Below are 24,243 nucleotides of genomic sequence, written 5' to 3' on the forward strand. Positions count from 1 at the left end.
TCCGATGATTTCGGGACTGCGTGACGATTGGTGAACCCCTTCCGGTATTTTTTTTACGCCTGCGCGGCCGTAGAGATAAATTGGAAAGGCCATCACCAAACGTCACGTGCGGGTCAGTCCTCGGGGTTGAATCTGTGGTGCCCGTGCTGCCTCGGCTTGAGACTGAGGCCCTTGAACGCCCGCACGCCGCCGCTGAGGCGGGACTGCTCGAAACCGCGGGCCTTCAGCATTTCCGCGAAGCGCTTGATGGAGCCGACGAACTCGCCGGCTCGCTCCGCCCAGTCCCGCCAGTCGGCATAGAGCACCGAGGTAGCGACCTTGGCACCAGGCATGAGCACGATCCGTTCGTCGAGCCACTGACCGCTGGCGTCCTCGGCCTCGAAGTACTCCTCGGTGGCCGCCACGACGCAGGCGGGCGCGGATAGACCCTCCCGCTGCCACGCGAGACAGCCTCGCACCCCCCAGGCCAGGATGCCGTCTCGCTCCCTCAGCAGCTTCTCCGTGAGGCGGCCGTCCCGCTTCTCTGGCGGGATCGTGACCGTGAAGGGGACCAGGTGCAGCCGCCGCTTCATGGCCTCATCTACATTTCGGATGGATGGCTTGTGGTTGCCCGCAATGACGAGCTTGAAGTGCGGCGTGTACTCAAAGAAGTCCTGGCGCATGAAGCGCGCGGAGACCTTGTCCCCGCCGGTGATCGCCTTCACCTTTGACTCGTTCCACCGGCGCCCCTGTTCGGTTTCGATGGACGCGACAAAGCGGGCACCGCGCAATCCCGCCAACTCGGTGGGGTGACGATCGCCGCGTGCTTCCATGAAGGTGTCCATGGGCGCACTGGCGGCGTAGTCGCCGAGGATGGTGGTCAGCACATTCATGAACACCGACTTGCCATTGGCGCCGGTGCCGTATAGGAAGAAGAGGGCCTGCTCCTGCGTAGATCCGGTGAGGCAGTAGCCGACCATCCGAGCCAGATACGCTTGCAGGTCAGCATTCCCGTCGGTCACCGCTTCAAGGAAAGACAGCCACGTCGGGCAATCGCCCTCCGGGCGGGCGGTCGTGATCTTGGTCATCCAGCTATTGCGGCTGTGCGGGCGAATCGAGCCATCACGCAGTTGAACTACACCACCCGGCGTGTTCAGCGCCCAGACGTCGTTGTCCCAGTCGCTGGCCCGGGACGCATGCTGCGGGTCCGAGCGCGCGATCTTCTCTACCGCAGCGAAGGTGGCTGCGCTGGCCAACCGGCCGCGCAGCCGGGGCGTATCCGCCAGGGTGGACGCGCAATGGCCGATCCCCCGGCTGAGGTGCAGCACGTACTGCACTTCGTCGGTGTTCCAGCGCGTGCCGGTCCAGACGAACCACTTGCTCCATGCAGCGCAGTAGCGCCAGTCTTCGGCGTAGCGGCGGGTGAATGCGGTCGCCAGGCCGTCTTCCGTGGCCCACTCCACACCGTGGAGCACCTCTTGTGCCGAAAGCGCGGCGGCCGACAAGCTGACTGGCATGCCCCGGCGCGCCGTCAGGAAGCCATGGACGTCGAACTGCTCAGCCACCGCGTCTGCTGCATCCCACCCTTGCGGCTTGTCCTCCGGGGGGTACAAGATGGCACATGAAGCCGCGCCGACCCGCAGGACGGCCTGCGCGGCGTTCTCGGCGTACTCCCAGCCCGGCTTGTCCTTGTCGGGCCAGATCAGCACGGTCTTGCCGGTCAGTGGTGACCAATCGGTCTTGTCCACCGGCGCGTTGGCGCCGTTCATGGCGGTGGTGGCACAGATGCCGAGCCGGATCAGTGCATCCGCGCACTTCTCGCCTTCCGTCAGGACCACCAGGTCAGCGGTGGCGATGCCGGGCTGGTTGTACAGCGGTCGCGGGTTAGGAGCGGTGGCCTTCTTGTGGCGCACGTCCCAGGGCCGGAACTCCTTTTTGCCGCCCGGCGGGTCGTAGCGGTAGACGATGGCGATCAGCAGGCCGGCAGCGTCGAGGTAGTCCCACCGGGCCGTGGCTGGGCCCAACTCGTCGACCGGCTGCTTGCGGGGTGGCTTGGCCGTCGGCTGCACCGGTGCACGACCCAGCAGATCACAGGCCTTCTGCAGCACCGCCTGAAAATCGCGCTGGACGTCCAGGCCGTAGTGCGCAGCGATGATCGAGAAGACGTCGCCACCAGAGCCATTGGCGCGGTCGGTCCAGAGGCCCGCCTTCTCGCCTTCCAGCACGATCTCCAGGCTGTCGCCGGGACTGCCGAGCACGTCGCCGATCAGCAGCTTGCCGCCGCGCTTCTTCGCGGCAGGAAACATCACGGCCAGCACCGACTCCAGCCGGGAAAGCAAGGCGGCTCGGATCTCGTCGCGCTGCGCGTTGAGCTGGTGGTGCACTGGCGTGCCGTAGTCGTTGAAGTCAAGCATCGGGCGCCTCCTTCCGGGCGCGTTGCGCTTGCCACGCCAGCATCTCGCGGAGCTTGAAGCGGACCAGCTTGTTGATGTAGTAGTGAGGGATGAGCAGCCGCTCTCGCTTGGCCGGGCTACTCAAGATGGAAGACGGCAGGTTCAAAGCGTGCGCCGTCTCAGCCACCGTCAGCAGCCGCTCTTGCATCAGATCCTCAGCAGTCAAAGTTGATTGGTTGTTGTTCATGACAGTGATTTGCAGCGGTCCTGCCAGGCGCAGAACCGGCATTCGAAATGGGTCGGATCGACAAAGGCCCGCGGCAGCAGTTCGCCGGCCTCGGTGGCCTGGATGACCCGTGCGGCGCGGTCCGACATCCGCTGGGCCAGCGCCGCATCGAAGGGCACGAGCTCGGCATAGATCTCCATCGAGTCGGCGTTCAGGGCCGTGAAGAGCGCCGGGTGCTCGTGCAGCTGCAGGTAGGCCTGGTACAGCGCGACCTGGGCGGCGTAGACCGGCTTGGCGGCGGCCAGGCCGTGCTTCTGCAGCTCCTTCCACCCTTTGGCGCCGAGGCACTTCATCTCCCACAGCGCCGGGCAGGCAAACCCGTCCGGGCCGGAGAGCAGCACGCCGTCAACGTGGCCTTGCAGCCGACCGTCGGCGACGCTGAAGCCAAACTGCTCGCCGTCCGCCTTGCAGGTGCGAAGATCGAAGCCGGCGGCGCGCAGCCAGGCGGCCATGCACTCCTCCATCCGGTGGCCGCGCTCGAAGATCCGCAGCAGGCGACCGGTGAAGCTGCGTCCCGGGTCCACGGGGGCCTGCGCGTACTCGAACTGCAGGGCCCGCTCGCAGGCCACGCCGACGCGCGAGGCGCCGAGGTAGCTGCGGACGGTCTGTTCGGCGGCCCGCCGCTGCAGGCCGTCGTCGATCAGCGCCTCCACCCGTTCGCCCAAGCGGGCTGTCGGGTTGAAGTCCATCATCGGGTCGCTTCCTCCCAGGGAGCTTCGCTGGCCATGTCGGCGAACGGCACCGCGAGCGGGTCCGGCGTTGGCGCCATGCCGCGCACCGGCGGGTACTTGGTCGCCTCGTGGTGCTCGACCATCGCCACGGTGTAGCAGGTGACGATGGCATCCACCACCTGCAGCGCCTCGGCTTCGGTGTACTGCCCGAGCGGCTTGTCGAAGCCGATGGCCGAGCCCGCTTCGCCGAAAGCACGCAGGCAGCGACGCATCGACGCCCGTTCGATCTCGGACGCATCAACCACGGTGACCTCCTTGAGCTCGATCTCCCCGCTGCGTGCGGCTACCCAGTTGCCATACAGCGCGTGGAACGCTGCCTGGCATCGGCCGGAGCAGAACGCCCAATCGATCGGATAGCGCCGCGGATCGACCACCGCGTAGCGGTTGTCGGTGTGGCCGAAGCCGCGGGCGTCCCTTGAGCACACCCAGCATTTCATTTGGCCTCCCGCTCATTGCGCCCAGGACGGCTTGGCCGTCACCGGCGCACGGGTGGCGGTCGGCTGGGGTCCCGACGGGGGACGAGCTGGGGCAGTCTGCGACGTCCTCCATGCCGGCGCCGTCTGCGTGATTGCGGCCGGAGCCGGCGGTGCTGTGGGCGCCGCAGCGACCTGCTTGGCAGGCGCCTGGCTCACGCGCGACGCGACGCCCATCAGACGGGCGTGATCCGGGTGATCCGGCTCCACCGCCACCTTGACCACGTTCTTCTGGTTGCCACGGCCGTCCACCTCGACGTCGATGCGAGCCAGGAATTCGATACCGTCCAAGTCGCCGAAGGAGGCGATGTGGCGTGCCGCCGCGGCGTGCGGGCTGATGTCCTGGGGATGAACGTTGCGGGCGCTGTTCAGCACCGCGCGGATGAAGCTGCGGCCCATCTGCGCCCAGGTCGGTCCGTTCGGGCTGTAGAGCCCGATGTTTGTCCAGAGCTTGCGTTTGGCGTAGTCCCCAGCCAGCACCACAAACTCGGCTGCTAGGTAGGCGGAGCCGGTCTCCTGCGAGACCGAGGCCCAGCCGCCCGTCCAGCCCATGCCTTCGTCGTCCACGCCGCCCGGCTTGAGCGTCATGCGCACCGGCGCGATGGTGCCCTTGGGGATCAGGTCGAAGGATTGCGGTTCGGCGTCGTTGAAGTCGTTCCACATCGTCATGCGGCGGTCCTTTGCGGTTCGTTGTTGATGGTTTTGTGAGTGGCGGCGCACTTGGCGATCAGCGCGCCGAGGTCGGGCGGCTCCAGCAGGTCGAGCGAGCCGGAGCGGTCCTTGGCGGGGTAGCCGTAGGGATTGAGGTTGTGGGTGACGAAGGCGCGGAAGGCGCTGCCGTCCTCGGACTTGATCTTGGCGAGCGTCACGACCTCGTCGACCACGCCGGGCAGCTCGTTGGCGGTCTTGCTGCCCTCGATCTGTGGCAGGAACACCTTGCGGTTGAAGTCGTCCAGGCGCTCTTCCAGGATCGCCACGAAGACGACGTGCTTGCCGCGGGCGTGCTGCAGGTGCGTGAGCGCACCAATCATCTCGGCGCCCAGCAGCCCGTAGGCGCCGCGCGTGTCCGGCTTGCCGGTGCGCTCGGAGAACGCCTGCGGCTGCGTCTTGGCCCACGCCAGGCACCAGCGGGCCAGGACCGTGAGGCTGTCGACGAAGTAGCAGTCGTACTTGTCCAGCTGCGCGGGGTCGCCGTAGCGCTGGCAGACGTGATCGAAGTGCGCCTGCGAGAACGGCGCGTCGGCAGGCAGCGCTGGGTTCGGCCCTGCCAGGAACACCACCGTGTCGCGGAACTCGGACCAAGTTGCCGGGCGCAATGTGTCGCCCCGCCAGTCCTTGACGGCCAGGTCGCCCGCTTCCAGGTCGACGAACAGTGTGCTCGCCTCGGGCAGCGTCCTGAGCTGGCTTGTCTTGCCAATCCCCGGCCTGCCCAGCAGCACCAGCTTCACGCCGGTGCGCTCCGCCAGCCGCTGCTCGGCGGTGATGATGGGGAGCGCCATCAGTTCGCCTCCTTGGCATCGAGGTGCAGGGTGATGCTCGCCTTGCCGGGCTCAACCGCCCGTGCCGGCGCGAACTGCTCCTGCAGGCTGGGTGGCCAGCTCTTGAACTTCGTCTCGGAAACGGACAGCTTGGCGTCGATGTAGTGCTCGACCTTCTCGCCGCCAGCGACGATGCGCTCGGCCAGCTGGTGCAGCTGCTGCTGGTCCCACTTGACGCGCTTGGGTAGCTCGAAGGTGATCTGGACACTGCCGTCGCGGCCGTTCACGGTGCCGAAGTCGCGACCGGAGTCCCGCAGGGCCTGCCGGCTGGTGGCGCCGTAGGCGGCGTCCAGCGCCGCGGCAAGCTTCTGCTCCGCCTGGCGCAGCCATGCCGCGGCGTCCTGCAGCTGGCGCTGGACGTCGGCCTTGTGAACGGCGGGCATCGCTGCCAGCTCGGCAACGGTGAGGGCGGCAATCGCCGGCAGCGCGGACAGCTCGGTCACGTGGCAGCCGGGCAGCGCCGTATCGGTCGTGGTGATGTGGTTCATGACCGCGCCCTCACTGACCCGCACGCTGCGACGTCGAGCTGTAGACCGCGGCCCGCTCGAACTCCACGATCGCCTCGACGGGGTAGCCGACCCGCTTCGACAGCTTCAGGTACTTCGGGCCGCGGCCCTCGTGGCGCCAGCGTGCCAGCGTCTTGTGATTGATGCCCCAGCGGTGGGCCAGCTCGTGCTCGCTGAGGACTTGGCGCTGTACCGGCGTGGCGAGATCCGCCACCGCTGCGGCGAGCTGATGGGCCGCGCTTTGCGCCGCTCGGCCCTTGGGTGAAGAGATGAACATGGAACCTTCCTGTGTTGATGTGCGATGCACAGGAAGGATTGAAGAACTATCTTGAGGAACTGATAAGGGAACGAAAGTTCCTCATTCAGCGGTTGTTCAGTTCCTTATGGAAGCCGCATGAACACTGGCTTCTTGCCTTCATGGCGAACCGAGTTCCCCATGCAGTTCCTTAAGATTCGCCCCAGTTCCTTATGCAGTTCCCTATGAATCGGGCCAGTTCCTCATGCGGTTCCTTATGCAGTTCCTTATAGGACTGACATCGGTTCCTTATGACGTAGCGCTGCTGCAACAAATGACGCCGCAGACCCCAAGGGCCGCGGCCTCCCAAACGCAAACGGCGAGCCGACGGCTCGCCGTTGTCGCTTCGAATGTCGAACGATCCGCTCGACTCAGCTGCTGCTCACGGTGATGTGCGGGCAGGCGGCTTGGAGCGAAGGCAATGCCCCGGCCTGGCGATGGGCATCGAGTAGGTGCCGCGCTGTCGATGCGTGATGACCAGCGCTCGATAGGCATACAGCGGCCCTTCGTACTCCGGTTCGCCCTTGTTGCACGCCTTCACCTTGAAGAGGTCACCGGGCTTCTCGCTGCTCAGCCCGGCCAGGCGCATGATCTCCTCGGCGGCGAGGCACTTCCCCTTGGCCAACCAGAGCGCCTTGAAAATCGCAGCCTGGGCATCCGTCAGCCAGATCACGCCATGCGGCCAGTCGGCCAGCTGCACGCAGCGGAAGTCAAATGCAAAGGGCGCCGGCGTGGGCTCAATCGCGCCGGGCCGCCAGATCGGTTTTTCGAGGGCGTCACTGGCAGGGGTCCGTTGTTCGGCCAGGCGCTTCGTGCCCTCCTGCGCTGATGCGCCATCCTCAGCGCGACTGCATGGTTGCGCTCGCCCGGGGCGGGCCGCCCTGTCGAATCCGGACGGCACCGCCTCAGCTGCCCCCGCGCTGACCTCCTGTACATGGCCCCCGCGCAGTCCGTCCAGGCACAAATCGATCGCGTCACAGGCTTGCTCGAACACATCGCGATGGTGGACCAGCAACCAGAAGGACCGGTGCAGATCATGCTGGCAGCCGGCCAGGCCGTGCAGCACGTCGTCGCGCCCGTCAGCCGCCTTGAGCATCGCCTTACGGCCCAGGGAGTTGGCCAGCCGCGCGCCACGCTGGAATCGCTCCATGAACTCGGGCGGCAGTTCACCGCTGGCCAGCTTCTCGATGGCGCAGTCCAGGATCCGTGCCATCTCCTTGAGGGCCACGGGGCGTTGCTGATAACGGAAGTGGGGGCCTTGCTGAGGCCGCTGCTGCCGCACCTGGTGATGACCAAGATGCGAATGGGCCTCGTTCGAGGCCCGCCTTTTCTTCATTCTTCTTCTCCAAGATCCGGGCCGGCACCTCCGGCCCGTTGCTCACGCAGTGCTGCAGGTTTGCTCAATCCACCAGCGGATGCGCCGGCCTTCGACGGCTATGCGATGTCGATCTGCCATTCGGCGCTGATCGGCCTCTGCACGTTTGCTGCTGAAGTTGTTCATAAGGTCTCCAAGTAGTTAAGGTTCTTTACTGCGAGCGCAAATGGTAGTTGCGCATACATCTGCTATCAAGCCATCCACCCCTGTCAGCCCAGCGAGGGAGCGCAAAGGAGTTACGCCAACCGAGGCTGCGTCCTAGCATCGGATTGGTTTGTTCGTGAACTTCTTCTCATGCGTCTGCAAGAACCTTCCTTTCTCGGCCATCGCCAAGCGCAAGCCGACCCACCTCGTCATCCACACCAGGAGATCGCCGACCTGCTGGCCCTCGCGCTACTGCGGCTGCAGCTGCGTACCAGTGCGGCGCCTACGCCACTGCATTCGCCGGCCCCGCTGGTTGGACTTCACTTCCTGCCCGAGCAGAGCGTCAATGCCAACCCGTCTCGACTAGAAGGAGTTGACGCATGAAGACACCGGCATCTGCAAACGCCGGCACTGGCCACATCGCTGAGCAGATCGCTCAGTTGCCCTACCTGCCGATGGAGAATCTGTGGACGCTGTGGGATGAGCTCTTTGAGCAGCGGCCGAACCATCGCAATCGCACCTACCTGGAGACCCGCCTCGCCTACCGGCTGCAGGAGCGCGCCTTCGGCGGTTTGTCGCCCTCGGTGCGCCGTCGGCTGGAGCGGATCGGCGAGACCGGCATCGTGCCGCGGCTCAGTCAACGGGAAGCAAACAGCCTGCTGCCCGGCACGCTCCTGACGCGTGAGTACGACGGGGTCGTGCACCGGGTGGTCGTCCGGGGGCCGGGCGACTTCGAGCACCGGGGCAGGCGCTACAAGAGCCTCTCGGCCATCGCCCGCGCCATCACGGGAACACAGTGGAGCGGGCCCGCCTTCTTTGGCCTCAAAGCGTCTCGCCGGGGAGACAAGGCATGAGGACGGCACGAGGAGCGATGTCCGCGCCTGTGGTTGCAAAGCGTCGTTGCGCCGTCTACACCCGCAAGTCGACGGACGAGGGCCTGGACCAGGAGTACAACAGCCTGGAAGCCCAACGGGACGCCGGCCTGGCCTACATCGCCAGCCAGCGGCATGAAGGGTGGGTGGCGGTGGCCGATGGCTACGACGACCCGGCCTATTCCGGCGGCAACCTGGAGCGCCCCGCGCTGCAGCGCCTCATGAAGGACATCGAGGCCGGTCGCATCGATATCGTGGTCGTCTACAAGATCGACCGCCTGACCCGCAGCCTGGCCGACTTCGCTCGCCTGGTGGAGGTGTTCGACCGCTGTGGCGTGTCTTTTGTCTCGGTCACCCAGCAGTTCAACACCACCACCAGCATGGGCCGGCTGACGCTCAATGTGCTGCTGTCTTTCGCCCAGTTCGAGCGCGAGGTCACCGGGGAGCGCATCCGCGACAAGATCGCGGCCAGCAAGGCCAAGGGGCTGTGGATGGGCGGCATGCCGCCGCTGGGCTACGACGTCGTGGACCGAAAGCTGGTGGTCAACGAGGCAGAGGCGGAGCTGGTGCGACACATCTTCCGCCGGTACGCCGAGCATGGCTCGGCGGCCACGCTGGTGCGCGAGCTGGCCGTCGAGGGGCGCACCACCAAGACGTGGGTAACGCAGTCCGGCAAGCTGCGCGAGGGCCGGCCCATCGACCAGCAGTACCTCTTCCTGCTGCTGCGCAACCGGGTCTACCTTGGCGAGATGGTGCACAAGGGCGAGCGCTATGCGGGACAGCACCCGGCCATCGTTTCCCCTGCCCTGTGGGACGCTGCGCATGTGTTGATCGACGAACGCAAGCAGGGTCCCCGCCAGCGCCGCTCGGAGAACCCGTCGCTGCTGACGGGCCTGCTGTTCGCGCCCGATGGCCAGCGCATGCTGCCGACCTACACCGACAAGAAGAACGGCAAGCGCTATCGCTACTACGCGCCCTACCTCTACAAGCGTCGGTCAGCCTCCGCGGTGCAGCACCCTGGCCGCCGCAGCATCGGGTTGATTCCAGCGGCCGAGATCGAAGCAGCCGTGCTGCAGCAGATCCACGCCGCATTGCGGCAGCCGGAGATGCTGATTGCCACCTGGCGCTCAGCGCAAGGTCACGCTGCCGGTGCTGAGATCGACGAGCCCCGGGCAGTGGTGACGCTGCAGCGCATCGGTGACGTCTGGGATCAGCTTTTCCCGGCCGAGCAGCAGCGCATTGCCCGCTTGCTCATCGAACGGGTCCAGCTGCGCGACGACGGGCTGGACATCGTCTGGCACAGCGACGGCTGGCAGGGCTTTGGGCCGGAGATCCACGGGCATCCCTTCGTGGAGGAGCAGCGGATGGTGGATGCCGAAGTGGAGTTGGCGTGATGGAGCAAGCAACGCGTCCGGTCGTCAGCCCACGACGTACGGTCACCGTTGAGCCGGCGGGCGAACCACGGCAGTACCGCGATGGGGTACAGAACGTCACCTTCGTGCCGCTGTCCATCAAGCGGCGTCACAACCGCAAGCTGCTTACTCCGCCACCTGGCGCCCCGGCGCTGAAGACGCAGGCCACACTGGATGCCTCCATGATCAAGATGCTGGGCAAGGCGTTCTACTGGCAGCGGCTGATCGACAGCGGCGAAGTGCTGCATGCCAGCGACCTGGCCCGCAAGCTGAAGCTGGAGCCCGGCTGGGTGGCCGAGGTGCTGCGGCTGACCCTGCTTGCGCCCGACATCGTGGAGGCCGTCGTGGAAGGCAAGCAGCCACCGCACCTGCACTTCCACCTGTTGCGGGGGCGCGAGGACTTGCTACCGCGGATGTGGCAGGCGCAGCGCGAGTTGCTGGGCTTGCCTTTTCGATGAACTGGGGTGGTCGCCGCCAAGGTGGCGCCATCTACGCGGCGGTGCTCCGGAGTACCTGCTCACCGTCGGCCGGCTATGTGGCCGCGGCGCAAAGGGCATCCGACCCGCATCGACGCCGCCAGCGCTCGCCGTTAACGGCATCGCCCCGGACATGTGCGCGCCCTCATCACTGTTGCTGCGGTCGATGCGCCCCTTTGAACTAGGGAGGGACGTCTGCCCATCCCGCTACTACAGTCGCGCCCGGGAGGAGTGCCACTTCAGGATGCACTTCGGAATACGAACAACAGTCGGCTTTTCATGTACACGCTTGTCTTCAGGCGATATGCGCCTTTCAAAAGTTTCGGTTTCGGTTTCGAGGGCGACGGAAGAGAAGGACCCTCAACACGTCTCGAGGACACGTCCCGAACGATGGGAACCGTGGGTTTCGAGCGGGGGTCGGTTACGCCGATTTGCGGCACGAGTTCGGGCAGCACGTTCGTCGGCCTGGGGGCGTATGTTGAGCGCTTGCTGCGCCGGCATTACTCCGCTGTGCGCTCGTCGGTGAAGGTGACCGGCCGCAGCCTGCAGCAGCTGCGCTTCACCGCGATGACCGCGGGAGCCAACCCAATGGTCCCTGGCGCGCCAACAATCGACACCTTCGTCGACATTGTTGCCTCGTTCAGCAGCAACGCTCTGGTGCTGCAAGGGAAGGTGCGGGGTGACAGCTTTCCGAACGCCGAGGTGTTTGTTGTCGACACCCGAGGTCAGCCGGTCCTGCTTTTCCATTTCGCCACGACCGGTGGGCGCCAGAGCGGCCCGTTCCTGCGGCTGGCAGGAAACCATTCTGGGCAGACGATTGGCACCTTCGAGAAGCGCATTCCGCTCGACGGCAACGGCGGATTTGTGACTACCGGCACTCGGCGCTGAACTGCTGCATTGCCTCTTCGAGGTGGAGGCCGAGGCTCAACCGGAAGTAGCTTCGGCGTCCCTATTCTGGCAAGGCCGCGTGCCGTCCTCCGCCGTTGTATCGAATTCTGGCCTTCGATTTTCGATTCGCGATCTGTGCCGCGTTGGCACATTCACGGCACCAATGGCCCCGCCGGATTCTTGAGAGCGGCGCGTGCCAAAGGTGGCCTCGGTCGCACACCCAGCTCAGCTTGGTGGCGGCATTGATATAGGTGCTCGACAGACACTCGCCACCTCGGGCTCGAGCCGCTTCATGCGCCGCTTCGATGCTCAGCCGCTTGCTGTCCTTCGTGCATTCGAGGCACCATGACCCGTTGAGGACGTTGCCGCCTACAGCTTCCCACCTGTGGCCGTTTCCGCAGCGGAATCGATAGCGATGGCGTTTGCCAAGGTAGGCATCGCTTTCGCAGCAGCCGCCCTTGTCTGCCGCGGCCGCGTGCAATCGCTCAAGGCCGTCCGACAGTAGGTAGGCGTGCCGCTTGTGCTCATCTGCACAGGTGCCGCACCAAGAGCCGCGCAGCACTTCCGCACCGATCGCGTCCCACTGGTGATCCCGCGCGCATTTGAAGCGATAGCGGTGTAGGCCTCCAAGATAAGCGTCGCTCAGGCACTGCCCGCCGAGACCAGCGGCGATCGTTTGCAGGCGCTGCAATCCGTCCACCAGCCGCCGCTGGCTCTTGGTTTTCTCTGCTGTGCACCTTGGGCACGCTCCTCGACCAGCTGTCGACAACATGTGCTTCGGAGCGCGCAGCCATTCATGCCCGCAAGCGCAGCGAAATCGGTGCGCGCTCTCCACGCCCTTCCACTGCGACTCGAGGCATGTCACTCCATCCCGATTGGCGGCTTCGTGCAAGTCCTGAAGCATCCCCTCGCAGCGGCACTGCTCGCAGAAGCCCTTGCCGCGCAGCAGCACGCTGGGATAGACGTTCAGCTCGTGTCCTCTCCCGCAGAGGAAGCGGTGACGGGTGTGCCAGCCGGACCAGGTGTCGTCGAGACACCGCCACCGGAGGCTCGCCACACGCGACCGCAGCCTTTCGCTGCGGCTCAGGATTGGGTGCGGTGATTCGGAGAGGCTGTCGTTCATGGGAATCGATCGGGAAGGAGCACGCCCGGAACAGCTCAGCCTTTGGAGAAGTTGCCCAGCGTGGCGATCAGCGTGGCGCCGCAACTGATCTTGTGCCCCTCGAACGCCACCGGCACCCCGTCGATCGTGTAGTTTGGGTCGCCTTCGACGATGGTGCAGTTCTTGTGGCCCTTCTTTGGGCACGTGCACTTGTCGCCGAGACGAGCTACTGGGATGCCCATCACGGTGTGATGAGTCGCCGCGACGCCAACGACCTTGCCGCCGTGGCTGGTCGGATCGCCTAGACGAATGACGTTTGGCATGCTATTGCTCTGCTACCGCTTTCACGCGCCCCCTGCATTCCAAATCAACATCCCACATAGCACGAGGCATCAGCGAATGCGGCGAGGCGTAACTCACTGTTGCTCATAGTTCGAGGGATCGACCGCTGGCACGGTAGTGGACTTGAACACGTCTCCGCCGCTCGGATGCTGCTGGCTCTTCCGCTTGTCCTCCGGTGGTGGGCTGATCAGAACGATGCTGGCTTCTTTCGGGTCACGAAGGTTGATCGCTGCAGAGACGCCTCCTTGGCGATAACTCCCCATAACACCGACAGCCATCTGAACGAACCAAGTCGCCGCCCCTGTATTCCCTAGCTTTCGATCAGCGTCAATCCACTGCTCCGATTTGCTGACGTCCAGTTCAGGACCGCCGGCCTCTGCCCACTGATTCAGCACTGCGTGGAGTGCGACGGTTTGCTGTGTGTCGCCACCCGTAGCCGCGACGATTCGTGCAGGAGCGCGTTTGCGCTCAGACTCCGGAAGTGTTTGCAGCGCTTGCTCCCAGCCCGCGGCAAGGGCAGCAATGCGCTGCTCACTACGGGTCAGAGGCTTCCCATCATCCCCAGCCGTACTCACAAACACCGGTCGATGCAAATACCCCAAGGTCGGCAGCTTGTCGAAGGTCGAGATCTGACTCTTGTTCCATGGCAGCGGCAGCCATGGTGTCGGCTTGAAGTCCCTCGGGAGACGCGAGCCGCCCGGAAAACCCAGATCACCGGCCAGAGCAGAGACGCCTCGGGAATGCGCCTCGTCAGACTGGGTGAACTTGCGGGTTGCTTCAAGCCATTCGTCAGTCGTCGGCTGCCGGCCCACGCCAACGAGCGAATCAACCACTGGGACCGTTTGGCTCAGCTCCGTGTAGAACTCGTACAACTTGCGGGTGAGACCAGTGTCGAACGGCTCATCCCAGACGAACTTCCGCAAGGCATCTACCCGCTCTCGTCGAGCGAGAACCAGCAATGCCGATGCGTCCGGCATCTCCGGCACATAGTGCCCGTCCTTGATCACAGCAGGACGGCCCGGCAGGCGATACAGGTCGCGTATATACAGGCCGTCTGATGCCGACAGCACGACATACGGGACATCTGGGTGCGCGTCGAAGAAGGCGAACACCTTTTCCAGCAAGCGGTCGGGTCGTTCGGATAACTCCCACGGCGCAGTGACGAAGAGGTGCCATGCCATTCCCGAGGAAACCGCACTCCCCACCGTCCCGGCAATGGGCTCCTTTCCAGGGACAGGCTGTTGCGCGGGATCGAGGATCGGTGTCCCGGCGTAGAACGAGGGCACGCCCCAGTACATTGGCGTTGGCTTCGCTCCGTTCTCCAGCGTACTTGCCTCGCGCGCGCCCTCCAGCGCAGCCTTGTCGTCGGCTTTCCAGGGGTACTTCTTTGGATCCTGTTCCCGAATGCTGACGTAGGCACCGCTCTTCTGCAGCGCATCCCAAAGCTGCCCCTGCCGGTACTTGTCGAGGGTGATACCGAGGCTCACGACTTCAAGAACGTACTCGCGGTCCGCAGACGTAGCAGTTCCGGTGGACGCAGAGGGCTGCTCAAGGGTAGTCGAACTGCGGGAGGTAGACCCTGCCGTGTTGCTGCCCTGCGAAGCGCCATGCCAGCGCCATCCGACGACCGCGATCACCGCAATCACAGGGGCTGCAGCCCACCAAGCCAAGCGTTTGCTCATCATTGTTTCGCTCATTGAGGGCTCCGGGTGGATCAGCATGATAAACAGCATCCACAGCGGCACTAATACGAGAAGCGCGACTATGCCACCCAGCAGGTACTTCCACGGCTTGGCTCGCGGGACTTCGCGAGAAGCGGAACTCACTCCTTGCCTCCCTGGCGAACATTGGTCGGAGATGGGGTCGTTGCACCCGGGTTGCTTTGCGGCATCAACTTCTGCTCGCCCGTCAATATGCCTTTCCTGACGGTTCTGGTTTCCCAGAGCGAGGCTTGATTCCGCTTGATCTCTTCACGCAGCCGCTGGTCCTCCTCCTCACGTCGCTTTTGCTTCTCGAAGTCCTCCGCGGTGGAGTGCTTCACTCGGACACCGTTGACGGTCTGGCATTCGACTGCGGGAGGAAGGCCCTCGGGCAACAGCGGTAAGCAGGCAGGCAGCACACCGGAGCTGTAGTAGGCACTATTGCCGCTGATGATCGCCTTGCGCCAGTCCGGCTCGACGTTGTAGAACTTGCCAAAATTCGAGATGAAGCGGCTCCACGTCATGATTCCAAGGCGCGGCTTCTCTAGCTTGCTGGGCTGCTTCATACGCCAGTCGGCGATAGCGCAGAGGTAGGCATAGAACTCGGGATCAGATGGCGCGCGACCTTGCCCGACAGCGACGTCGTAGGCTGTCACCTGACGGTGGTTTGTGCGGCTGCCGAAGATCGCTCCATGGAAAGATCGCTCGGACAGGCCATGCTGCCAGCGGGCGCGAGCCTCATCCGGCGTCTCTTTTCGGCACACCAGAAGCTTGCCGTTCGGCCGCGGTGGAGCGCCGCTTAGACACATGTAGATCGCTTCAACCTCACATCGTTGGCCTGGCTCGTTCTTCCCTTCATTGAGCAGCGCCTCGATCTCGCCCTTGCGTATGTCGTCCTGGGAAACCGGACCCGTATGCAGCTTCGGCTGCGGACTAGTCATCGGCGAATGTGATCCGCTCAATGGCACCCGGGGCAACTGAGTTCTTCGCGGATCGTCAAGGACGAGCCACCGCTGCTGGTAGCCGAAGCGACTGGTTGTCGCAATGGCGGCGTCCACCGGGTCTACCTCCTCGTAGGCACCGACCGGGGCTCCTGCCACGGCGACCGCCCCCTCATGCATGGCTGGGACCACTGGTTGGGGTAATGGCTCACCGTTGATCGTTCTGACGCCAAGGCGTCCGTCAGGGGTGGCACTGACCTGCGCTGGGTCTACTTCGGGATGCTCAGCGCGGTTGGCTCGTGACTTGGGGCCCACATGCCCAGCGTCGTCCTCGCCTTTCAACCGGAGGATGAAGTCGTGCGGTGCGCCTTGCCCGACCAATACCGGCCCGGCTTTCCCGTCCTTGCCGCGTCGCTTTCGGGCGGTGAAAACACGTTGAAAGAAGCCGGCGCCGATTTCTTTCAGCGGTTGCCGCAGCTCATACGCGACTTCGTTGGGTCGCCCGTAGTTGCTGTTCACGAAAACTTGCGGCGTCCGCTGTGCGGGATCCACTTGTCGCTGTGACGCCTCCACCCTCCGGCCCCGCATGTAGTCCGGTACCCCTTGCCAGCCGATGCCCTGCACGTGGCCGATCGCGACGGTTCTGTCCTCTGGGCAAAAGTACAGATAGACCTTCCCTCGGTTATCGCGATCCTTCGATTCTTCCCATCGCGCGCCCACCACACCTCGAGCTTGCGGGTCCTTCAGTGTGCGGAATGCCGGCGCGGTGTGGCGGTTCTTTGCCACGCCCTCTACGATCTTCGCCAGCGTGCGGACCCGCGCATGAACAGTCTGAAGGTCTTTGATGACCTCATAGCGATCGGCTTGGATCTTGCGACCGCCATCCGAGCGTTCATATCGCCCAGCCATACGGTCATCGACCCCGCCTTTCGTCACCATGTCCACGAAATCAAACTTGGCCGGAATATCCTCGACCAAGCTGTACGGCGGGTGCGTGAGGATCAGCGTATCAGCAGGGCGGAGCCCGTCTTGCAGCAAGAACGCCTGCGCCAGCAAACTGACCATGCAGCCTTGGCTATGTGCGACGATCGAGACCGTTTCGTTCTGGTCCCAGTCTCTGATGATGGAGATCAGGGCTGCCAGCCGTTTGGCGGCCAAGATCATGTACATGCGTCCGGGACAATCAAGGACAGGCCGGAGGGGATCGCCGTTAAGGCGGTCCCCGGCTTGAAGTGGCCCCGACCCGACGCCCCACTTCCACATGTCAGGAAGCGTGGTGGTCGCGTTGGCGAAGGGGCCACCTCCCTTGGAGAAATCTTTGTCGAGCCGGTTGCCATAGCGATCCATGGCCTGGCCATGCTTCGTCTCGGCGCCGTTCTTGTACCTCCCGTTGACCTCCCTGTAGCCCCAGTAGAACGGTACGACCGGGCTGTGCGTGCTCTGATCGAATGTGCGCTTGAAGAAGACCGCATCTGGATCAACGACCAGCTGACCTTTGTCATCTTCAGTTGGCGCACAAAACGAGCCCGGAGTAAAGCGCTGGCCCAGACGTTTCTCGAGGCCTTCACAGATACCTTGCTCGACCTCACCGAAGGAAACCCCGACGTCATTGACGCCGTGAATCACAATGACTGTCCCCGGCAGGTCGGGTCGGACGGGCACTGGCCTATCCGCCACGCGATTGCTGTGCAGGACGGCGCTGCCTTGGCCTGCCTCGCCGCTCTTGTCTTCTGGATAGATCCCCATGTGCGGTCCCTCTTCCCCTACGAACGTCGCTTAATCTTTGAAGATGCGGATGTTGGCAATGTGCATGGCGTCGCTCTGCAGCACTTCGGTCTTGCCCTCGGCGTCGCTCAGGCCGGCAACCGTCCGCCCGTCACTCATGGTGATCTCGAACCGTCGGTTGGCAGCCGGCAGTGCATCGACGCCCGCCCCGTACAGCAACTGGAACCGCTGATCGGCAGCGCCTTCTGAAAACTGCGGAAGCTCGGTACCCATCGTCGCCGGCCCTGAGTGAGGGAAGCTGGATGCCTTGCTGGAGATGTTGCCGCTCGTACCCAGCGTGATGTCGCCGTCAATCTTGATGAAGGAGCCCGACTCGCTGATGAGCTTGATGTCCTTGGCCATCAAGGTGATGCTGCCTTGGGCCCGCAGGACGATGTCCTTGGCCGAATCGACCTGCGTATCGTCGTGTTGGCTTTGCAGCTGCAGCTTGCCGTGGTGCGAGATCGCCTTCAGCCCGTCATGATGGGAGAAGAGGCTGAGCCCCTTGCCGGCATTGACGTTGAAACGCTGGCCGCTGGTGAGCTGCAGGTGCTGCTGGGCCACGGTGTCGATGTTCGCCCCGGCATAGCTGACGAGGCACTTCGGCGTGGCGAAGCTGATACCGGCGGGCGCCGTGACACCGATACTGGGCGCGCCGCCCGGCGGTGACTTCGGGTCGGTGTTGCTGCCGGCCTCCCACTCTCGGACCGCCTGTTTCAGTTCGTCCTGAGGCTTGTCATCGATTGCCAGAGCCTGGTGCTCAGCGGCGTACTTGCCGAGCGTCTTGAACAGCTCGAGGCACTCTTCCATCAGCGTTTCATATTCCGTCCGCGCGAGCTGGCCGTCGCTCGCGTTGAGGCGCTTCCATGCGGAGATCAGCAGACCTTTGGCGGTGCGGATCGTGCCGCTCTCGTCAGTACGCAACTCGAAGCCTTCTCCCCGGCGATCTGCTCTGCCGTCTTGCCGAGGATGCGTCAAGTAGCCCAGGTTGAGCTGGCTGTGCCCGTGCTCGCTGGCGGCCTGTAGGCTAATCTCGCCCGGAGTGTCGTCCGCCCGCACCTGGTTGTAGCGCTGACCGTGCACCTCCTTGGTCTTGAGGCCTGTCAGGTGCTTGTTGCCGGGCAGGCTGCCCACGTGGCTGAAGTTGACCGGCGGTGTGGTGGAACCGTGGAGTACACCGGCGATGTACGGCCGATCGGGATCGCCGTCAGCAAACTCGACTTTGACCTCCATGCCAACGCGCGGAATGGCATCCAGGCCATAGTGCGCCCCGGCCCACAGGGTCATCCAGCGCACCCAGGCACTGTCCCCGTCGGTGCCACTGGTCCCGGCGCCCTGCCCGTGCTCGTGGTCACGGGCGTTCAAGCCGGGGAACTGGATCTTCACGCGGCCTTGCTCGTCGCACCACACTTCCTCCCCTTCGGGACCAACCACGATGGCCGTGGTGGGTGGTGTGGGCGGCAGGTCCTGCTTGGGATTCCATGCCGGGACCAGCGGCGTGCCGCGCTGCACCGCAATGAACCGATTGCGATAGCGCTGCTGGGCATGAGCGCGGCCCGTGCTATCGCTGGACAGGCGGCCTCTCGCCCAACCGGGGACGTTGCTCTCACACGCCGCGAAAAGCGCCTGTGCGCGGTCGTTCAGCTCCTTGGGCAGATTGTTGTCGCCCTCGTGGTGCAGCTCGATGGTGATGTACTGGCGTTGCTCAGCGGAGCGAGTGTCCAACTCCGGATGGCCGGCGATGGAGTTCCATTCCCCGACCGCCTGGTCACGATTGCCGCCGCTGCCGTGAGTACAAGCCGCCTCGAACTCATGGCGCAGCATGCGCAACCGCGTCAGCCGCTGATGATCTGCGTAGCTGTCACCAGCATGCGGCGGCTCAACCACCGCATCCTGCAGCAGCGCCGCGAACTCGTTGCCGCTCTCGCCTTGATCGATCACCGTGGTCTCTTCGACCTGGCTGATGCCCGATACCTTGTAGTCGTAGCTGCTGCGCCGCGTGCTACCCGGCACCAGTTGGACCGCCGAAGCCCACAGCGTGATGCTGTCGCGCCGCTCCGTACCGTCCAGGCGGTGATAGCGAATCTCCCCCGCCGCGTTCTGGGGCAGCTGCATCGCGTCATCAAACAGCACCAATTGGTGCCGCGGCGTGTCGTCCTTGCCCTCGCCAGCCACAGGACGGAAGAACCACGCCAATCCCGACCGCTTCCACAGCCGGCGGAGAAAGGCCGCGTCGGTTTCGTTGGCCTGGCGGATGAACTCGCGCTTGGGGTAGCGACTGGCTTCAAGACGAAGCAGTTCATAGGTGAATGAACGGGCCAGCGCTGGGTAGCGTTGCAGCCACTCGTCCAGGAGCACCCGTGTGATCTCCAGCACGCTCAGGTTGCGAAACACCCGGCTGTTGACGCGCCGTTCCATGACACCGAGCGCATCGCTCAGGGTCAACTGGTACGACGTCAACGAGCCGTCCGACTGGCCGCGTCGGGCCGCCGTCACGAGACCGCAGATGGGACGCAGACGCCCGCTGTCGGTCACCAACTGCACTTCCAATGGCAGCGCATTGAACTGCTGCAGCGGCAGATCCGATCGAGTGCTGAGGCAAGTGATATGGCCCTCGATGCCGCCGCACAATGATTCGCGGATGTCGATCCGTTGGAGCAGCAGCACCTTGTCAAGCACGCCGTGGCGCCCTGCCAGGCGCATGCGCATCGGACGATTGACCTCGTCAAACGCCTGCTCGGCAAAGACGCTCGCGAGTGCGTCTGTCAGGTCAGACAGATTCATGCTTGGAAGACCTCCCTCGGATCTTTTTTGCTATTTGTGCCGGCCAGCGATCGGTGCTGATCGCAGTACCCGGCTTTGCGCCGCGAAAGTCTATCGTGCGCCCTAGGTGATTCCACGGCCGCAGCCCCCCTCTCTTGGGGGGCTGCTGGCGCCGATCTCCCTCAAATGAGCGGAAAACGCCGCCTTCTAGCTGCCGTTGCTTCTGATTAGTATCAATCGGGGTGCGCGTCCCGGGGAGCGGCGAGGCCGGTCAGGGACAGCGCTGGAGCGTTGCGCCATCAAGCGCATCCGCCGCAGCTTGCTGGAGACGGGCGAAGGTCTCCCGCATCGCCGGATCCACGAATGCGAGCACCGGATTGCTGTCGGCTCGCCGCCGAAGCAGCGCGAGCGCGGTGCAGCGCGGCACGTTGCGCAGCGGTCGCAGTGCCACCTCCTTGGGCCGGTGAAGCGCAAGGACTGAGGGAAGCAAGGCCACACCCAGCCCTGCCGCGACCAAGTCCAGGACCCGGTGCACCGTCGCGACCTCATAGTGCACGTAGGGCTGGAATCTGGCCTTCGCGAAGATCGGGTCGGGCCGGTCCCCGCGTGTTAGCCAAGACTGCTCACTGAAGGCCGCGAAACGGTCCTCGACGAACTGCTGCAAGCTCAAGGACTCTTGTCTGGCCCGAGGATCTTGCTGATGCATTGCTATGCAGAGCCGGTCCTCCAAGTGGCACGCCACCGACACCGCGGAATGCCTCGGCCGCAGGCACGCCATACCGATGTCGATCTCATTCGCAAGCAAGGCTTCGGTTTGCTCGGTGCTTGCGATGTCGCGCACGTCCATGTCGAATTCGGAGAAGTGCGCCTGAAGCCGAGCTGCGAGCCCAGGCAGCACCGGAATGGCCAACGAAGGAGCGATGCCGACCCTGAGTCGGTGCTTCTCCACGCCCCTTGCACGACGCGCTAGGTCTGCCAGGCGACCCATGGACGCAAGTTGCACGCGGGCCTCGGGCAGCAGCGCTTTGCCGGCGGGCGTCAACACAACTCCTCTTGCATGCCGAGCGAACAGCAGGACCCCTAGCTCTTCTTCTAGTTGACGGATCTGCTTCGACAAGGCTGGTTGAGCGATGAACAGCCCCTCTGCCGCCACACTGAAACTGCCGGCTTCTGCAACAGCTGCGAAGTAGCGCAGGTGTCTTAGCTCCATTGGACCTCCCATAACTTTGAGGAATGGGTCCCAGATCCAATATGTCATTGAAGTGCGGGCCCAACTCGGCGAAAAATAGCGCGTACACAGGGAGGCAGCAATGGGGAAAGAAGGATTGGTCGAGATTAAGGCGACGGCAGCCTGGCGGTCATCCTGCCATCCATTCAGAGCCCGGTCGCACGTGCTGCGTCACCCTCATAGGCTCGGCTCCCCAACTACCGTCAGCAGCATCAGAACCGGCTGACTGCATTCCTTAACCGATAAAGGCTCCTGCCCCAAAGAGGGTGTGGGATGGGCGATCTTTGCCTGCGCGCTTTGCAGGCGATCTGAAGGAGAAGCATGCTCGACGGTCACACGCCATACGGCTTCTGGTGCTGCGCAACGCTTGCACGTGACGTCTCGTGGCAGCGAAGGCGCATCTGGTACCGGGGACTGGAGCGACAGCTACGCTCAGATGGATTCATCACTGGGCTTCACCGCTCGGTGCTGGTGGCACTGGACCGCTGCCCCAGTGGAGAGCGCCGGTACCGCTATCGGCTGGTTCAGGTACTGCTGCAGGACCCCATCCTGATCGTGGCGCAGCTCGGCGACCTTTTGCCAATCTTGGAGATCGATGCAGGTGATGCCTCGGGGACCTTTGGATGGAAGGCTACAGGGCTGCCGCATGGGTCCTCCCCCGCGTTCTCGAGGGCGACCTTGCACAGCATTCACTGCGGTGTGACGCGAGCCGTTCAGCGGCACGATGCAATGTGGAAAGGCGAATCGGGAAGAGCCCGTCGACGACGGCTGCTCCTCCACCACAGCACGCGGTGCTTGCAGCACTGCGGCTGTAGACGGTTACTGCTCGTCGCGCGAAAGGATAGAAGGAGGAGACCGGGCCAGCGATCAAGCAGACGCGCTTGTAGCTGGATGAGCCAGAAAAGCGCCCGCTGGGTCCTTCCCTGTGGGAGGTTGTCTCTTTATTCTGTCCGCGCGGCGACGCCGTAAAGGCGCCGACCCGAAGGTGCAGCAACACCTCGGATCGGCTAACCACAACCAACTTACGCAGGAAGTCAATCGTGGCTGATGTCAATCATAGGCCGGGCGAAGCATTGCCCACAACCAGCAAGCTAGAGAGGAACGAGCGCTACCTCAGCGTCAATGGGGCGTTCCTCCCCTACGACCGAAGCCGCCAACCCTCTGGCGTGGCGGACACACCGGTACCGTGGGTGCGCCTGCGTGGCAAGTGGCTCAGGGACGCAGGCTTCGAGGTGGACACGCAGGTGCGGGTCCGCGTCATGGCCGGGTGCTTGGTACTGACGACGGACTGAAGGAGGGCGAACAGGCCGCTAGCAGCGGCCCCCTCCCCATGGTGCGTTGAGCCGTCGGCGCCCGTCGCTCCTGCACTTGTCCACCACAGCTGTGGACAGGTTTGTGAGCAGACGGTGCAGACCCCTTGCGAACGGGCTCCAGTAGCTGGTTCCCAGTGGCACGCTGCAATTTCTAGCAGGTGCCCCGGCTCACCTCGCCAACCGTCACTCACCTCTGAAGGAAATGAGCATGCACGCACATGATCAGGTGGCTGCGGCCATCGATTTGCGCATCAAACAACTCGCCGCCCAAGGCGCGTCTGTGGAGATCATTCTCGACCGAATGCTGGGCTTCTTGCCTGGCCTGCGGCAGATCCTCGAAGGAGCGACAGAAGCGGAGCTTGCTGCCCTGTACGAGCGCTACGTCGGATTCCAGACGTTCGCCTGCCTGTGGCGCCATGCCTCGGACTGGGTGAGCCAGCAGGACTCGCTCAAGAGCGCGGAGCTCGCCATCCCTCGTGCACTGCATGAGCCGTTCTCGGCGATGCTGTCGGCGACGGCCGCGCTGGAGATGGCGTTTCAGTCTTGCCTCGACGCTGCAGCGCCGGATGTGCTGGCGCAGCAGCTCGCGACGCTGAGCGCCATGCACGTCGAATGGCTCCGTCAGGCCAAGCAGGTCATCAACGAGCTGGCTGGCCTCGATATTCCCTTGGAAATCACGCAGTACATCACCGACTCCGTCACCGATGCGGCTGATCGGATCAAGGTGCTGGAGGCGCAGGTCCTAGCACGCGTTCCCAATAGCTCCGTAGCGCGAGCGGCCTAAAGCGCGGAGAGCGGCCGCATTTGCCCCCACCCTTACGAAGCGGCAGCTCTCACTGGACGGTGCCCGCCTCGGGCGTCTCCGCGGCGGCGGACACCGCCGCCTTGCGCTTCCTGGCGGCCGGTTTCGCCGCCTTCTTTGGACCGGTCTTGCGGTTGCCCGCTCCTGCGGCTCGCCGCGAGGCCTTGTTGGTGGCCGGCCGCTTGCTTGCAAGGCGCCGCTTTTTGGCTGACGCTGGACCCGCTTCTGCGGTAGCGCTGGAAGCGGTGTTCGGGACAACGACGAGGAAGCATTCGAGCGTTGCTTCGTTCTCAGTTGCCTTGCGCAGCCACCGCGGGTGGGGGCCACGTCCCGACCAACTGTTGCCCCTGGCCGTCTTGGTATTTGAAAGCCGCAGCGGATCCAGCATGACGCCCGAACGCGTTTCGCGTAGGGACCTTCCCGCCGCCAAACACTTCGTCCGCCGTAAACCCGTAGAGCGCGATCTGCTGCTTGATCTGCTGGAGAACGCCGGCGCCTTCCCTTCGCCACTTACATCTAGCAGCGGAGGAGGCTTTCGGCATTGCACGGCTCTCCTGGAATCAGGATCAACGCAGCATACATGGGGAAGGACGATCCGACCGATATAACAGGAACTCTTTCGAGCCCAGAAGCAGGAGATTGACAAGCCCCACGCCACTGCGCAGGAGCGCAAAAGGCAGAGGTTCCTAAACGGGTGTTTCATCCACCGTGCGAGCATCTGGGAACTCGGCCCTGCGCTAAAGGCGGCCCTGCGATTATTCGGGACCAAGATTGTTCGGACGTGTCCGCCAGCGAATGATGCGAATCATAGGCGTTGGAGAAGGGCTGACTCGCGCGGTCTTGGACTGGAAGGCCTGTTGCGAGCGCAGATCTGTGTTCGCCCCGTTAACGCGGTTTCCGACACTGACCGGAGCGTGGTG

23 protein-coding genes are annotated in these 24,243 nt (G+C 64.2%); 7 read left to right on the forward strand and 16 right to left on the reverse strand.

Annotated elements, in window-relative coordinates; genetic code table 11:
• Positions 1–113 precede the first annotated feature (113 nt).
• From N7L95_RS13750 to N7L95_RS13790, 9 genes are all read right to left on the reverse strand, one after another.
• Positions 114–2,393 carry a phage/plasmid primase, P4 family gene (locus N7L95_RS13750; RefSeq protein WP_301255815.1) on the reverse strand — a complete coding sequence of 760 codons (2,280 nt, stop codon included), beginning with the start codon at positions 2,391–2,393 and terminating at the stop codon, positions 114–116.
• Positions 2,386–2,619 carry a DNA-binding protein gene (locus N7L95_RS13755; protein ID WP_301255816.1) on the reverse strand — a complete coding sequence of 78 codons (234 nt, stop codon included), beginning with the start codon at positions 2,617–2,619 and terminating at the stop codon, positions 2,386–2,388. Before N7L95_RS13755 ends, N7L95_RS13750 begins: the two co-directional genes overlap by 8 nt.
• A complete protein-coding gene (locus N7L95_RS13760; RefSeq protein WP_301255817.1) occupies positions 2,616–3,350 on the reverse strand; it encodes a PD-(D/E)XK nuclease family protein in 735 nt (244 codons plus the stop codon). The genes N7L95_RS13755 and N7L95_RS13760 overlap by 4 nt, the downstream gene beginning before the upstream one ends.
• The gene (locus N7L95_RS13765) at positions 3,347–3,826 is read right to left on the reverse strand and encodes a DUF6511 domain-containing protein (RefSeq protein WP_301255818.1); all 480 of its coding nucleotides are present in this window, start codon (positions 3,824–3,826) and stop codon (positions 3,347–3,349) included. Before N7L95_RS13765 ends, N7L95_RS13760 begins: the two co-directional genes overlap by 4 nt.
• Positions 3,827–3,838: 12 nt before the next feature.
• Positions 3,839–4,531: a hypothetical protein gene (locus tag N7L95_RS13770; RefSeq protein WP_301255819.1), complete on the reverse strand. Its 693-nt coding sequence runs from the start codon at positions 4,529–4,531 to the stop codon at positions 3,839–3,841.
• Positions 4,528–5,361, reverse strand: coding sequence for an ATP-binding protein (locus N7L95_RS13775; RefSeq protein WP_301255820.1), 834 nt, complete (start codon positions 5,359–5,361; stop codon positions 4,528–4,530). Before N7L95_RS13775 ends, N7L95_RS13770 begins: the two co-directional genes overlap by 4 nt.
• A complete protein-coding gene (locus N7L95_RS13780; protein WP_363324840.1) occupies positions 5,361–5,888 on the reverse strand; it encodes a hypothetical protein in 528 nt (175 codons plus the stop codon). Before N7L95_RS13780 ends, N7L95_RS13775 begins: the two co-directional genes overlap by 1 nt.
• Positions 5,889–5,898: 10 nt before the next feature.
• Positions 5,899–6,183 (reverse strand): helix-turn-helix transcriptional regulator, encoded by a 285-nt coding sequence (locus N7L95_RS13785; RefSeq protein ID WP_301255739.1) that lies wholly within the window; start codon positions 6,181–6,183, stop codon positions 5,899–5,901.
• Positions 6,184–6,583: 400 nt separating this feature from the next.
• The gene (locus tag N7L95_RS13790; protein ID WP_301255821.1) at positions 6,584–7,537 is read right to left on the reverse strand and encodes a hypothetical protein; all 954 of its coding nucleotides are present in this window, start codon (positions 7,535–7,537) and stop codon (positions 6,584–6,586) included.
• A gap of 333 nt (positions 7,538–7,870) precedes the next feature.
• Here N7L95_RS13790 and N7L95_RS13795 point away from each other — a divergent pair, with 333 nt between their 5' ends.
• The 5 genes from N7L95_RS13795 to N7L95_RS13815 all read left to right on the forward strand — a co-directional run bounded on the left by N7L95_RS13795 (position 7,871) and on the right by N7L95_RS13815 (position 11,368).
• Complete coding sequence (locus N7L95_RS13795; RefSeq protein ID WP_301255741.1) at positions 7,871–8,104, forward strand: hypothetical protein; 234 nt, start codon at positions 7,871–7,873, stop codon at positions 8,102–8,104.
• Complete coding sequence (locus N7L95_RS13800; RefSeq protein WP_301255822.1) at positions 8,101–8,574, forward strand: DUF2924 domain-containing protein; 474 nt, start codon at positions 8,101–8,103, stop codon at positions 8,572–8,574. Before N7L95_RS13795 ends, N7L95_RS13800 begins: the two co-directional genes overlap by 4 nt.
• 17 nt (positions 8,575–8,591) lie before the next feature.
• Positions 8,592–9,986, forward strand: coding sequence for a recombinase family protein (locus N7L95_RS13805; RefSeq protein ID WP_301255823.1), 1,395 nt, complete (start codon positions 8,592–8,594; stop codon positions 9,984–9,986).
• Positions 9,986–10,462, forward strand: coding sequence for a hypothetical protein (locus N7L95_RS13810; protein ID WP_301255824.1), 477 nt, complete (start codon positions 9,986–9,988; stop codon positions 10,460–10,462). Before N7L95_RS13805 ends, N7L95_RS13810 begins: the two co-directional genes overlap by 1 nt.
• Before the next feature lie 297 nt (positions 10,463–10,759).
• On the forward strand, positions 10,760–11,368 hold the full coding sequence (locus N7L95_RS13815) for a hypothetical protein (RefSeq protein WP_301255825.1): 609 nt from the start codon (positions 10,760–10,762) through the stop codon (positions 11,366–11,368).
• Between the two features lie 61 nt (positions 11,369–11,429).
• Here N7L95_RS13815 and N7L95_RS13820 read toward each other — a convergent pair whose 3' ends face one another.
• The 6 genes from N7L95_RS13820 to N7L95_RS13845 form a co-directional block, all read right to left on the reverse strand.
• Positions 11,430–12,491: a hypothetical protein gene (locus N7L95_RS13820; RefSeq protein ID WP_301255826.1), complete on the reverse strand. Its 1,062-nt coding sequence runs from the start codon at positions 12,489–12,491 to the stop codon at positions 11,430–11,432.
• A gap of 35 nt (positions 12,492–12,526) precedes the next feature.
• On the reverse strand, positions 12,527–12,793 hold the full coding sequence (locus N7L95_RS13825; RefSeq protein ID WP_301255827.1) for a PAAR domain-containing protein: 267 nt from the start codon (positions 12,791–12,793) through the stop codon (positions 12,527–12,529).
• 93 nt (positions 12,794–12,886) lie between these two features.
• A complete protein-coding gene (locus tag N7L95_RS13830; RefSeq protein ID WP_301255828.1) occupies positions 12,887–14,638 on the reverse strand; it encodes a type VI lipase adapter Tla3 domain-containing protein in 1,752 nt (583 codons plus the stop codon).
• A complete protein-coding gene (locus N7L95_RS13835) occupies positions 14,635–17,199 on the reverse strand; it encodes a T6SS effector phospholipase Tle3 domain-containing protein (protein WP_301255829.1) in 2,565 nt (854 codons plus the stop codon). The genes N7L95_RS13830 and N7L95_RS13835 overlap by 4 nt, the downstream gene beginning before the upstream one ends.
• A 30-nt stretch (positions 17,200–17,229) precedes the next feature.
• On the reverse strand, positions 17,230–20,001 hold the full coding sequence (locus N7L95_RS13840; protein ID WP_301255830.1) for a type VI secretion system Vgr family protein: 2,772 nt from the start codon (positions 19,999–20,001) through the stop codon (positions 17,230–17,232).
• A 250-nt stretch (positions 20,002–20,251) separates the two neighbouring features.
• Positions 20,252–21,190 carry a LysR family transcriptional regulator gene (locus N7L95_RS13845; protein ID WP_301255831.1) on the reverse strand — a complete coding sequence of 313 codons (939 nt, stop codon included), beginning with the start codon at positions 21,188–21,190 and terminating at the stop codon, positions 20,252–20,254.
• 1,208 nt (positions 21,191–22,398) lie between these two features.
• Here N7L95_RS13845 and N7L95_RS29625 point away from each other — a divergent pair.
• Both N7L95_RS29625 and N7L95_RS13850 read left to right on the forward strand, forming a co-directional pair.
• Positions 22,399–22,500 (forward strand): SymE family type I addiction module toxin, encoded by a 102-nt coding sequence (locus N7L95_RS29625; protein WP_363324881.1) that lies wholly within the window; start codon positions 22,399–22,401, stop codon positions 22,498–22,500.
• Positions 22,501–22,729: 229 nt separating this feature from the next.
• Positions 22,730–23,305 (forward strand): hypothetical protein, encoded by a 576-nt coding sequence (locus N7L95_RS13850; RefSeq protein ID WP_301255832.1) that lies wholly within the window; start codon positions 22,730–22,732, stop codon positions 23,303–23,305.
• Between the two features lie 49 nt (positions 23,306–23,354).
• Here the strand turns inward: N7L95_RS13850 and N7L95_RS13855 are convergent, their stop codons facing one another.
• Positions 23,355–23,711: an H-NS family nucleoid-associated regulatory protein gene (locus tag N7L95_RS13855; protein ID WP_301255833.1), complete on the reverse strand. Its 357-nt coding sequence runs from the start codon at positions 23,709–23,711 to the stop codon at positions 23,355–23,357.
• Positions 23,712–24,243 lie beyond the last annotated feature (532 nt).

It is taken from the genome of Eleftheria terrae (genome assembly GCF_030419005.1).
Taxonomy (GTDB): Bacteria; Pseudomonadota; Gammaproteobacteria; order Burkholderiales; family Burkholderiaceae_C; genus Caldimonas; species Caldimonas terrae.

Bases quoted from the DNA above. Each gene is read 5' to 3' on its own strand.
- N7L95_RS13765 (WP_301255818.1), bottom strand. From the start codon at position 3,826: ATGAAATGCTGGGTGTGCTCAAGGGACGCCCGCGGCTTCGGCCACACC.
- N7L95_RS13770 (WP_301255819.1), bottom strand. From the start codon at position 4,531: ATGACGATGTGGAACGACTTCAACGACGCCGAACCGCAATCCTTCGAC.
- N7L95_RS13795 (WP_301255741.1), top strand. From the start codon at position 7,871: ATGCGTCTGCAAGAACCTTCCTTTCTCGGCCATCGCCAAGCGCAAGCC.
- N7L95_RS13780 (WP_363324840.1), bottom strand. From the start codon at position 5,888: ATGAACCACATCACCACGACCGATACGGCGCTGCCCGGCTGCCACGTG.
- N7L95_RS13820 (WP_301255826.1), bottom strand. From the start codon at position 12,491: ATGAACGACAGCCTCTCCGAATCACCGCACCCAATCCTGAGCCGCAGC.
- N7L95_RS13805 (WP_301255823.1), top strand. From the start codon at position 8,592: ATGTCCGCGCCTGTGGTTGCAAAGCGTCGTTGCGCCGTCTACACCCGC.
- N7L95_RS13850 (WP_301255832.1), top strand. From the start codon at position 22,730: ATGCACGCACATGATCAGGTGGCTGCGGCCATCGATTTGCGCATCAAA.
- N7L95_RS13845 (WP_301255831.1), bottom strand. From the start codon at position 21,190: ATGGAGCTAAGACACCTGCGCTACTTCGCAGCTGTTGCAGAAGCCGGC.
- N7L95_RS13800 (WP_301255822.1), top strand. From the start codon at position 8,101: ATGAAGACACCGGCATCTGCAAACGCCGGCACTGGCCACATCGCTGAG.
- N7L95_RS13790 (WP_301255821.1), bottom strand. From the start codon at position 7,537: ATGAAGAAAAGGCGGGCCTCGAACGAGGCCCATTCGCATCTTGGTCAT.
- N7L95_RS13855 (WP_301255833.1), bottom strand. From the start codon at position 23,711: ATGCTGGATCCGCTGCGGCTTTCAAATACCAAGACGGCCAGGGGCAAC.
- N7L95_RS13760 (WP_301255817.1), bottom strand. From the start codon at position 3,350: ATGATGGACTTCAACCCGACAGCCCGCTTGGGCGAACGGGTGGAGGCG.
- N7L95_RS13840 (WP_301255830.1), bottom strand. From the start codon at position 20,001: ATGAATCTGTCTGACCTGACAGACGCACTCGCGAGCGTCTTTGCCGAG.
- N7L95_RS13815 (WP_301255825.1), top strand. From the start codon at position 10,760: ATGTACACGCTTGTCTTCAGGCGATATGCGCCTTTCAAAAGTTTCGGT.
- N7L95_RS13775 (WP_301255820.1), bottom strand. From the start codon at position 5,361: ATGGCGCTCCCCATCATCACCGCCGAGCAGCGGCTGGCGGAGCGCACC.
- N7L95_RS13750 (WP_301255815.1), bottom strand. From the start codon at position 2,393: ATGCTTGACTTCAACGACTACGGCACGCCAGTGCACCACCAGCTCAAC.
- N7L95_RS13810 (WP_301255824.1), top strand. From the start codon at position 9,986: ATGGAGCAAGCAACGCGTCCGGTCGTCAGCCCACGACGTACGGTCACC.
- N7L95_RS13785 (WP_301255739.1), bottom strand. From the start codon at position 6,183: ATGTTCATCTCTTCACCCAAGGGCCGAGCGGCGCAAAGCGCGGCCCAT.
- N7L95_RS13755 (WP_301255816.1), bottom strand. From the start codon at position 2,619: ATGAACAACAACCAATCAACTTTGACTGCTGAGGATCTGATGCAAGAG.
- N7L95_RS13835 (WP_301255829.1), bottom strand. From the start codon at position 17,199: ATGGGGATCTATCCAGAAGACAAGAGCGGCGAGGCAGGCCAAGGCAGC.
- N7L95_RS13825 (WP_301255827.1), bottom strand. From the start codon at position 12,793: ATGCCAAACGTCATTCGTCTAGGCGATCCGACCAGCCACGGCGGCAAG.